This is a genomic window from Mesorhizobium sp. (assembly GCF_004962925.1).
GTDB lineage: Bacteria > Pseudomonadota > Alphaproteobacteria > Rhizobiales > Rhizobiaceae > Mesorhizobium.
Map to the genome: position 1 here is coordinate 1 of NZ_SUEO01000071.1, position 9,925 is coordinate 9,925.

General features: G+C 60.6%; 9 protein-coding genes and 1 pseudogene. 6 read left to right on the forward strand and 4 right to left on the reverse strand.

Annotation, left to right across the window (positions count from 1 at the left end; translation table 11 throughout):
• Positions 1-208: hypothetical protein (locus tag E5W87_RS16045; RefSeq protein ID WP_292399129.1), on the forward strand; the 208-nt coding region annotated here is incomplete at its 5' end.
• Positions 209-369: 161 nt separating this feature from the next.
• Here the strand turns inward: E5W87_RS16045 and E5W87_RS16050 are convergent.
• The 4 genes from E5W87_RS16050 to E5W87_RS16065 are packed head-to-tail and all read right to left on the reverse strand — an operon-like array spanning position 370 to position 4,920.
• Positions 370-1,566 carry a mandelate racemase/muconate lactonizing enzyme family protein gene (locus tag E5W87_RS16050; RefSeq protein WP_292399132.1) on the reverse strand — a complete coding sequence of 399 codons (1,197 nt, stop codon included), beginning with the start codon at positions 1,564-1,566 and terminating at the stop codon, positions 370-372.
• A 17-nt stretch (positions 1,567-1,583) separates the two neighbouring features.
• The gene (locus E5W87_RS16055) at positions 1,584-2,945 is read right to left on the reverse strand and encodes a mandelate racemase/muconate lactonizing enzyme family protein (RefSeq protein WP_292399135.1); all 1,362 of its coding nucleotides are present in this window, start codon (positions 2,943-2,945) and stop codon (positions 1,584-1,586) included.
• A 39-nt stretch (positions 2,946-2,984) separates the two neighbouring features.
• Positions 2,985-4,151, reverse strand: a complete 1,167-nt coding sequence (locus E5W87_RS16060) for a mandelate racemase/muconate lactonizing enzyme family protein (protein ID WP_292399138.1) — start codon at positions 4,149-4,151, stop codon at positions 2,985-2,987.
• Between the two features lie 58 nt (positions 4,152-4,209).
• Positions 4,210-4,920, reverse strand: coding sequence for a GntR family transcriptional regulator (locus E5W87_RS16065; RefSeq protein WP_292399141.1), 711 nt, complete (start codon positions 4,918-4,920; stop codon positions 4,210-4,212).
• Positions 4,921-5,137: 217 nt separating this feature from the next.
• Between E5W87_RS16065 and E5W87_RS16070 the strand changes: the two genes are divergently transcribed.
• The 5 genes and pseudogenes from E5W87_RS16070 to E5W87_RS16090 all read left to right on the forward strand — a co-directional run.
• On the forward strand, positions 5,138-6,616 hold the full coding sequence (locus E5W87_RS16070; protein WP_292399143.1) for a sugar ABC transporter substrate-binding protein: 1,479 nt from the start codon (positions 5,138-5,140) through the stop codon (positions 6,614-6,616).
• A 76-nt stretch (positions 6,617-6,692) separates the two neighbouring features.
• A complete protein-coding gene (locus E5W87_RS16075) occupies positions 6,693-7,652 on the forward strand; it encodes a carbohydrate ABC transporter permease (RefSeq protein WP_292399146.1) in 960 nt (319 codons plus the stop codon).
• On the forward strand, positions 7,649-8,539 hold the full coding sequence (locus E5W87_RS16080; RefSeq protein ID WP_292399149.1) for a carbohydrate ABC transporter permease: 891 nt from the start codon (positions 7,649-7,651) through the stop codon (positions 8,537-8,539). Before E5W87_RS16075 ends, E5W87_RS16080 begins: the two co-directional genes overlap by 4 nt.
• A 10-nt stretch (positions 8,540-8,549) precedes the next feature.
• A complete protein-coding gene (locus E5W87_RS16085; protein WP_292399152.1) occupies positions 8,550-9,647 on the forward strand; it encodes an ABC transporter ATP-binding protein in 1,098 nt (365 codons plus the stop codon).
• Positions 9,648-9,680: 33 nt separating this feature from the next.
• Positions 9,681-9,925: pseudogene (locus tag E5W87_RS16090) on the forward strand (mandelate racemase/muconate lactonizing enzyme family protein); the annotation flags it as partial.

The following is a 9,925-nucleotide window of genomic DNA, read 5'->3' on the forward strand; positions in this document are numbered from 1 at the left end:
GGCCGGGTATCAATTTCAGGTCGACCTCGACAGGACGTTGCTATTGCTGGATCCCCAGTGGAATGCGCCTCGACCGGGGCAAAGCGTACTCAAACATGCCGCTCTAACTTGGCAGTTAGTTATCCTCCTCATCAGCACAACCTTTCGGGACGTCGAAATCGGTTTCCCCGCTCAGGCAGAACAGGCGCGCCCAGGCAGCTCGCCCTAGAAAAGGTCTCAACTTATCCTGACTGGCTGCGTCGCGGTGAACGTCTGCTGCAAGAATTCGAGCTCTGAAGCCGCCATTCCGCTTCCGGCCCGAAACAGTCATCCCGGATGCCAATCTGCGCGAAGCGGTCGCGCGGTGCAGGGTGGCGCAAGCAGGATGGCTCAGTCGAAGAAGCCCGCGTCCTCTTCCCTGAGATACTTCCTGGCTGCTTCGGCGTCGATATCGAGGCCCAGCCCCGGCGCTTCCAGCAGGTCCACCATGCTGTCCTTCACGATCAGCGACGGCAGGCCGACCACGAGGTCCTCCCACCAGGGGTTGGAGGCGCTCGGGTATTCGAAGGCGATGTAGTTGGCGGGCAAGGTGGCGCAGACATTGATCAGCGCGCCGAGGCCGAGCAGGCCATTCGCGGTGCCGTGCGGCGCCATCGAGATCGAGTGCATATAGGCGTGCTCGGCGACCCATTTGAGTTCGGCAATGCCGCCAATGTCGGCGGGATCGGGGCCGATGACACGTACCGCCTGCGTCTCGATCAGCTCCTTGAAATTGTGCCGCAGGTAGATCTGCTCGCCGGTATGGATTGGCGTCGAGGTGGAGGTGGTCAGCTCCCGATAGGCCTGCGGATTGACCCACGGCACATAGTCGCCGGTCAGCATGTCCTCGAGCCACATCAAATTGTACTTCTCGACCGCGCGAGCGAACTTAATCGCATCGGGCAGCATCCAGCCGGGACCGCAGTCGAGTGCCAGGCTGACTTTGTCGCCCAGCACTTCCTTCATCGCGATCACGCAGTCGAGCATGTGGTTGAAACCGCGCTCGCTGATCACGCCTTGATCCATGGCACCGTGATAGCCGGCCTTCTGCGTCACGCCGTAATGGAAGCCGTCAATTGTGTCCTTCATGTTGGAGTGGAACGAGATTCCTTGCTTGATCATGAAGAAGTTCTGCGGCTGCTCCATCATCCATTTGACGTCAGCGGCGTAATCCTCCGGCCGGTCGCCCGTGCGTTTCTGGCGGATCGAGCCGTTGTAGACGCGCACCTTGTCGCGCACCTTGCCGCCGAGCAGTTTGTAGGCCGGCACGCCTGCGGCCTTGCCGGCAATGTCCCACAGCGCATGCTCAATAGCGCTTACCGCCGCGCCATAGGGCTTGAAAGAGCCGCGTTGGCGGATCTTCAGCATCACCCGCTCGACGTCGGTCGGGTCCTCGCCGATCAGCGCCTCGCGAAAATGCAGGACCCAGGGCTTGAGGTAGGGCTTGGTGTACTCGACCTCGCCCAGGCCATAGAGGCCCTCGTCGGTAACGATGCGGACGACGGGATGTTTGCCGATAACGGCACAGCGGAGGTCGGTGATCTTCATCTTCGGTTCTTTTCGCCTCAGCTCCAGGTGCGATCCCAGGAATACTCGTTGTCCCAGTGATCCGTGGGCTGCCAGATGCCGCTGACGCCCGGCTGCAGATGCTGCGAGATCACCTTGTCGACGACGTCGTCGATCCCAAGGCCCGGCTTGTCTGAAACGGTGATAAAGCCGTCCTTCACGAGCGGCTTGGGAACGCCGGTGACGATATCGTCCCACCAGTCGACATCGGCAGAGTGGTATTCGAGCGCCATGAAGTTTTCGGTCGCGGTCGCTACATGTGCCGCGGCCATTGCGGCGATTGGACTTTCGGCCATATGGATGGCCATAGCGACGCCGTGGTCCTGCGCCATGTCGCCGATCTTCTTGGTCTCGAGGATGCCCCCGCTGGTGAGCAGGTCTGGGTGGATAACGGAGAGGCCGCCGCTCTTGAGCAGAGGCTCGAAGCCCTCCTTGAGGTAGATGTCCTCGCCGGTGCAGATCGGCACCGTGGTGGCGTCCTGCAGTTGTCGGTACTGCTCGGTGTACTGCCACGGGATCACATCCTCGAGCCAGGCTGGCACGTATTTTTCAATCCGCCTGGCGAGGCGAATGCCGTTCTGCAACGAGATGTGGCCGACGTGGTCGATGGCGAGCGGAATATCCATACCGATAACGTCGCGAACCTCGGCAATGTACTGCTCAAGCAGGTCGATGCCCTTGTCGGAAAAGTGGAAGCCGGTAAACGGGTGGGGGACGTTATGCAGATCGTACGCGGCGTTGCGGGCGCGCCGCTCCTCAATGGTCTTGACCGGGCCGCGGCTGGGGTGAACGCGGTACCCTTCAAGTGAGCCGGCAGGGGACACGACCGCACCGGGTACATCCGCGATCTGCATCAGCCCCAGATCCATCTTGAGGAACGTGAAGCCGAGCGCCATGCGCTGCTTGAGGCGCTTGCCCGTCTCGGTGCCGCTCGGCACGGTGGCGTCGGTATCGCAATAGAGGCGCACCTTCTCCCGAAACCGGCCGCCGAGCATCTGGTAGATGGGGACGCCATAGGCTTTGCCGGCGAGATCCCACAGCGCTATTTCGACCGCCGAGACGCCGCCGCCTTGCCGGCCGTGCCCGCCGAACTGCTTGATCCGGCGAAACAGGCGGTCGATGTTGCACGGGTTCTCGCCAAGCAGCCGGCTCTTCAGCATCAGCGCGTAGGTGGCGCTGGCGCCGTCGCGCACCTCGCCAAGCCCGACGATGCCCTGATTGGTGTAAATCTTGAGCAGCGCTGAGGTGAACGGCGCGCCAACGATTTCGGCTACCCGCATGTCGGTGATACGAAGCTGGGATGGCTTAGAGTTCGCGTTCACCCGATTGAGCGCCTCGTCGGCGCCACCCGTCTTTGCCATGACTTATCCTCGTTCTGGTGGATGGGGCTTGGAGCGTTGCTAGCCCAGCTCAATCTCGTGGGCCTGCAGGTAGTCACGGTCCATCTCAATACCGAGACCAGGCTTCGACGTCAGCTTGAGGCTGCCGTTCGAATTGTCGAGTGGTCTGTCGATGAGGTGATCGTATTTGCCTAGGTTCCACTCCGACGTTTCGAGCTTGTAGAAGTTAGGAACGGTCATCATCACCTGCGCTCCCGCAACCACGTTGATCGGTCCCGCGGCGTCATGTGGCGAGACCGGGACGTAGTAGGCTTCGCATAGGGCAGAAATCTTCTTGAGTTCGGTAATGCCGCCGGTCCAGGTGACGTCCGGCATAATGTAGTCAGCGAGCTTGTTCTCGAGTACCGGCACGAAATCCCACTTCGTGTGGCCGCGCTCGCCCCACGAGATGGCGGCACTGACCTTCTCACGCACCTGCTTGAGCGCGTTGAGGCTCTCGGGCGGGCAGGGCTCCTCAAACCAGTCGATCTGGCCGGCTTCCTCGAGGCTACGACAGAGACGAATGGCGGTGGGAACGTCGAAGCGGCCATGCGCATCGATGAGGATGTCGATATCAGGCCCCGCCGTTTCGCGGATCAGAGCCGTGAGTTCGGCGGCTTCGCGCTCGTCCTTGCGGGTCATGCTGCCATCGAGATAGCCGTCCCGCTGTTCGCGGGACAGGTTATCGGCGCTGCGGCCCTGGTGGGGGTAGGGATCGAACTTGAGCGCGGTGTGTCCAGACTCGACGATGTCTCGAATTTCGGCGACAACAGCCTCCTTGCTGGTGAATTTGGCCTGGTTGGGATGGGTATAGAGTGCGATTTCATCGCGTACTGGTCCGCCCAGCAGCTCGTAAATCGGCTTACCGAGGACTTTGCCCCGGATGTCCCAGAGGGCTATATCGATGGCGCTCACGCATTCGACGGCGGCGCCGCGGCTGCCCATGTAGGTGAAGCTGCGGAAAATCTTGTGCCAGAGATGCTCGATACGCGATGGATCCTCGCCTGTCACGGCGACGCCGATCTGCCGTAGGATCGTGCAGAGCGCGCGGTTGGCGAGCCTTGTGGTGGTGGTGATCTCTCCCCAGCCACTCACCCCCTCATCGGTCATCACTTCGACGAACAGAAACTCTCCCCAATAAGAAGCATCGGACTTGATCAGCCACGGCCGAATGCTCGTGATTTTCATTTCAATTACCTTTATCTGAAAGGGTCAGGCTAACGATGTTTTAGACCGGACCTTCATCCTATCCGGCCCGAGCGGCGTTGCGCGCACGCATCTGTTCGAGAATATGCCGGCCCGAACCCTCGACATGGCGGGAAACGAGTTCGGCCGCCTTGTCGGCCTCTCCCGCTCTTACGAGAGCGATGAGTTCGCGGTGCTCGCGAATGATCGCGGCACGCCGCGCAAGCGTGAAATTGAAACGCCGGCTCACGGCTCGCAGCACTTCGCGATGCTTCCACCAGAGCTCAGCGGCATGGCGGTTATAGTGCCGCTGGTACATCACGGTGTGGAAAGCGGTATCCAGCTCACTGTGCCTGAATGTATCGGCGAAGTTGTTCTCTTCAATCAAGCCTTGGAGACGTTCGAGCTCGGCGATGTCCTCGCCGGTAGCCATATTCACAAACCATCGCGTCAGGGCTGGCTCGATCAGAACACCGATCTCGTAGATATCCCGGACAAAATCCTGATCTATGGGTCGGACGCGCGCCCCGCGGTTGGCGACAAAGGTGACAAAGCCCTCCCCACGCAACAGCTGCAGGGCCTCGCGCACGGGGTTGGTCGAGGTGCCGTGACGCCGGGCGAGATCGGTGACCACAAGCCGTTCGTTAGCGGCGAGCCGTCCCTCGATGATGTCTTCCCTGATCAGTTGATAAAGCGAGGCGCCCTCACTGGAGGCCCCGATGGTATCAGTCCCCACAGGCGGCATGGCTATGAAATCGCTAATTTCGGCCAAGGCCGGCTCCCTGAAAACAATACACGCCTTGCCCGATATCACGCACGGCCTCCACAAACAATGTACGATCCAACGCGTTGACAGGCAATCCACGATCTGAAAACGTACAAAGTGATCGAAGGGATACATAGAGCAGAAAGGCGCATCCCCGGCGGTCGAACGAGCTAGGCCGCTTTGGCTCGACGCCGGGCGGCATGGAGAACCAGGGAGGATACCTATGACGAGGATTACGCTCGGCAGTGCGGTCCTGCGCGGCACTGTCGCCACTGCTTTGATGGCATCGCTGATGTCCACATCGGCGCTCGGTGCGCCACCGGTTGACCTGAGCAAGTGGTCGCCGGAATATGTGCGCTCCATTGCCGGCACACAGGATTTTGACACGGCAGCCGATTGCGCCAAGGTCACCCCGCTCGACTACAAGGGGCGACTGACTTTCTGGTATCAGGGCGTGTTCGAGGGCGACCCCGACCTCCTGCGCCAGTACTATAAGGAATTCTTCGAGACCTTCCGCAAGACCTATCCGAACATCCAGCTCGAGGAACAAGCCCTCACCTATAACGACCTCCTCGACAAGTTCCGCACGGCGCTCCTGGGCAATGCCGCGCCGATGGCGGTCCGCCTGCAAATCCTGGGTGGTACCGAGTTCGCGTCAAAGGGCTATCTGGAGCCGCTCAAACCCGAGGATGTGGGCTATTCGACCGATGATTTCTGGCCCGGCGCGATGAAGGCCGTAACCTGGGAGGACGTAACCTACGGCATTCCGACCAACAACGAGACGATGGCGTTCATCTGGAATGCCGACATCTTCAAGCGGGCGGGCCTCGATCCAGACAAGCCGCCGGCAACCTGGGATGACGTCGTCAAGTATTCCAAGCAGATCCACGACAAGCTCGGCATTGCCGGCTACGGCCTCGTGGCTCGCAAGAATGCCGGCAATACGCCGTACCGTTTCATGCCACAGCTGTGGGCCTATGGCGGCGGCGTCTTCGACGAAGCCACCGCGAACCCGACCTACAAGGAGGTCGAGCTCAATAGCCCGCAGAGCAAGGCGGCGCTGCAAGCCTCGTACGACATGTACGTTCGCGACAAGTCGGTCCCGGTTTCGGCACTCACCAACCAGCAGGCCGATAACCAGCCCCTGTTCCTCGCCGGCCAGCTTGGCATGATGATCTCGCACCCATCAGACTACGACGTGATGCTCGACCTGCAGAAGAAGGCGACAGGCACCGACAAGGACAAGGCGCAGACCGTCATCGACAACATGCGCTACGGCCTGATTCCGACTGGCCCCGACGGCAAGCGCGCCGTCGTGTTCGGCGGCTCGAACATTCACATCCTGAAGCCCGAATATGTCGAGGGCGGCAAGGTAGACGAGCCGGCTGCAAAGGCTATCATCTGCATGTGGACGAGCCCTGAATGGTCGCTGAAGATGGCCTACGCCGGCTCGAACCCGGGCAACCTTAATGGCTTCAAGACCAAATGGATGAAGGAACGTCTCGACAACATCGAGTTCCTCGATGTTACGACCTCGATGCTGCCATACGGCATCCCGTTCCCAGCGCTGCCGCAGTCCCCCGAGATCATGAACATCATCGTCCCGGACATGCTGCAGAATGCCCTGACCGGAGCGATGACCGTCGACGAGGCAGCGGACGACGCAGCCGAGAAGGTAAAAGACCTGATGGGCGGACTCTAGTCCAAGCCCTACCTGCGATCTGGCCAGCTGCGCCGATAGTGCAGCCGGTTCGTCCGAAGTACGAGGGCACGCCACAGTGACGATCGTGACCGGCAAGGCCGAGGCTCGCCGAAGATTGCAACCCGGTAGGTCCGGCGTGCTGCGGAAGATATGGGAGCATCGCGCCGACTACGCATACGTGCTCCCTGCGATCGCCGTGATGCTCATCGTCATCGCCTATCCGATCTACTACACGATCGAGCTGTCGTTCTTTAAGACGCCGCCTGGCCTGCAGCTCCGCGACAAGATCTTCATCGGCTTCGACAACTACACGACCATACTCGCCAGTCGCGTGTTCTGGAAAGTCACCTGGAACACTCTGATCTGGACACTGGGATCCACTTTCATCTCCTTTGTCCTGGGGTTTGCCGCCGCGCTGGCGCTCCACCGCGATTTTATCGGCCGTGGTGTCCTGCGCGCTATCCTGATCGTTCCCTGGGTCATCAGCGCGGTCGCCGCCTCCTACATCTGGAGGTGGATCTACCATTCGGACTTCGGGATCATCGGAGCAGTGCTGGTCGGCCTCGGATTGGCCGACCGGCCGCCGAACTTCATCGACAGCGTCAGTACGGTGCTGCCCTCCCTGATCGTCGTCAATATCTGGCGCGAGTTTCCGTTTGCCATGATCATGATGATGGCCGGCCTGCAGACAGTCCCCGAACAGTTGCTGAGCGCCGCAAAAGTTGACGGGGCCAGTGCATGGCAGCGCTTCTGGCACGTCACCTTCCCGCACTTGCGCAACGTCTCAACAGTGACGATCCTGCTGCTCGCAGTTGCCAACTTCAATTCCTTCATCATCCCCTGGATCATGACCGGCGGCGGGCCCTCGAACGCATCGCATATCTGGATCACCCACATTTATGAGCTCGCCTTCGGCCGACAGCTCTGGGGCGTGGCATCGGCCTATTCGGTGCTCCTGTTCCTCATCCTGATGACGCTGGGCTACTTCTACGTCCGTGCGCTAAGCGGCAATGAGCGGAAAGAAGGTACCGCATGAGCACGATTGCCGAGACAGCCTCTCGGGGTCAGACCCGGCGCCGCATGCGCGTCGACGGATGGCGGTGGGCCGGGCGCATCTTCCTCGTGTTCATGCTGCTTTACACCGCGCTGCCGATGATCTGGATGCTGATCACTTCGATCAAGTCCGGGTTCGCGGCGATGCAGTTCCCGCCGCAATGGTGGCCGGACCAGCCTACCCTCGCCAGCTATCAAAAGCTGCTCGATCCGCAGAACAGCGTCGGGCAGGACTTCCTCCGCTTCTTCTGGAACAGCCTTTTCGTCTCGACCGTCACGACAATCCTTTCGGTGATCGTGGCTGTCCCTGCGGCCTACGCGTTTTCGCGCTTCAGTTTCCCCGGCCGGAACTTCCTGTTCTTCGCCGTGCTGCTGCGCAACATGTTCCCCGCGGTGATCTTTCTCGTGCCGCTCTTCATCCTGATGCGCGTGCTGGGGCTGGTGAACACGCATGGCTCGCTGATTCTCACCTATCTCACCTTCGGCCTGCCACTGGCGATCTGGCTGCTCAAGGGATTCTACGACAACATCCCGGTGCAGCTCGAGCAGGCGGCGCGCATCGATGGGGCAACGCGGTTCCAGGCCTTCATCCTGATCGTGATGCCGCTCTCGACGCCGGGAATCATCGCCACCGCGATCTATTCCTTCATCGGCGCGTGGAACGAGTACATCTACGCCTACACTTTCCTCTCCAAGAACGAACAGTTGACACTGCCGGTCGGCATCCAGCGCTTCTTCTCGGAAAATACGACGGACTTTCCGGGTCTGATGGCGGCCAGCTTTATGATGAGCGTGCCCGTCGTGGTGCTGTTCCTCGTCCTGCAACGATACTTCGTACGCGCCCTCACAGAAGGCGCGGTCAAGCATTAGGGAGTTGCCGATGGCCCACGTGGTCCTCAAAGATCTGGTCAAGACCTATGGCAGCTTCAAAGCCGTCAACGACGTTTCGTTGACGGTCAATGACGGCGAGTTCGTTGCGCTCGTTGGCCCTTCAGGCTGCGGCAAGACAACCACGCTCAATCTCGTCGCGGGACTGATCCCGATCACATCGGGCGACATCGTCATCGGGGAACGAGTGGTCAACGACCTCGACCCCAAGGACCGCGACATCGCAATGGTGTTCCAGAACTACGCGCTCTACCCGCAGAAGTCGGTCTATAAGAACCTGGCGTTCCCGTTGCAGATGCGCAAACTCCCCAGGGACGAGATTGACAAGAAGGTCAAGGAAGCGGCGCGAGTGCTCGACATGACGCACTTGCTCGAGCGTAAGCCGCGCGAACTTTCGGGCGGACAGCAGCAGCGTGTGGCCCTGGGCCGTGCCCTCGTCCGCGACCCCGCTGTGTTCCTGATGGATGAGCCGCTCTCTAACCTCGATGCCAAACTGCGCGTGCAGATGCGCTCTGAGATCAAGCGCTTCCACCAGGACCTCAAGGCGACGATCATCTATGTAACGCACGACCAGCTCGAGGCCGTGACCATGGCAGACCGGATGGCGGTGATGAACGGCGGCTATCTGCAGCAATACGATTCGCCGGCGCAGGTTTTCGCCCATCCGGTGAACATGTTTGTCGCGAGCTTCATAGGCAGCCCGGCGATGAGCCTTATTCCGCTGGAGGCATCGACGGCAAACGGCAACACCGTGTTGACCAGCGCGGAAGGCTGGAGCCTCGAGCTGTCGCAACTCAACGCGCGCAAGGTCCAGAGGGCGAAGACCAAGAAGGTGGTCCTCGGAGCACGACACTCGACGATCAAGCTGCACAACAGCGCGGTCGCCGGTGCCATTCCGGCCAAGGCCTTTACGGTGGAACCAACCGGAGACGTCACCTTCGTGCAGGCGTTCCTCTCCGGCGCCATCGTCAACATCAGCGTGTCCCCCAACATCGCCGTCGCACCTGACGAACAGATCTGGCTAGAGTTCGATCAGGAGCGGATGCATCTGTTCGACGGCGAAACTGAAATGGCCCTCAAGGCCAACTGAGACAGGGCGGATGTGTGTGGAACGTGGGCGTGGATGACTGAGAAGCTTAAGATCACCGCGATCAAGCCCTATCCAGTGTGGGTAGGAACGCGCAACCAGATGCTCGTCAAGATCGAGACCGACCAGGACATCTTCGGCTGGGGCGAGAGCGGCTTGAGCGGTCGCGAGAAGGCCGTGGCCGGCGCGATCGAGCACTATCGCGAGTTTCTCATCGGCCGCGACCCGATGCAGATTGGCCGGATCTGGCAGGAGGTTTATCGCAGCCAGTACTTCGAAGG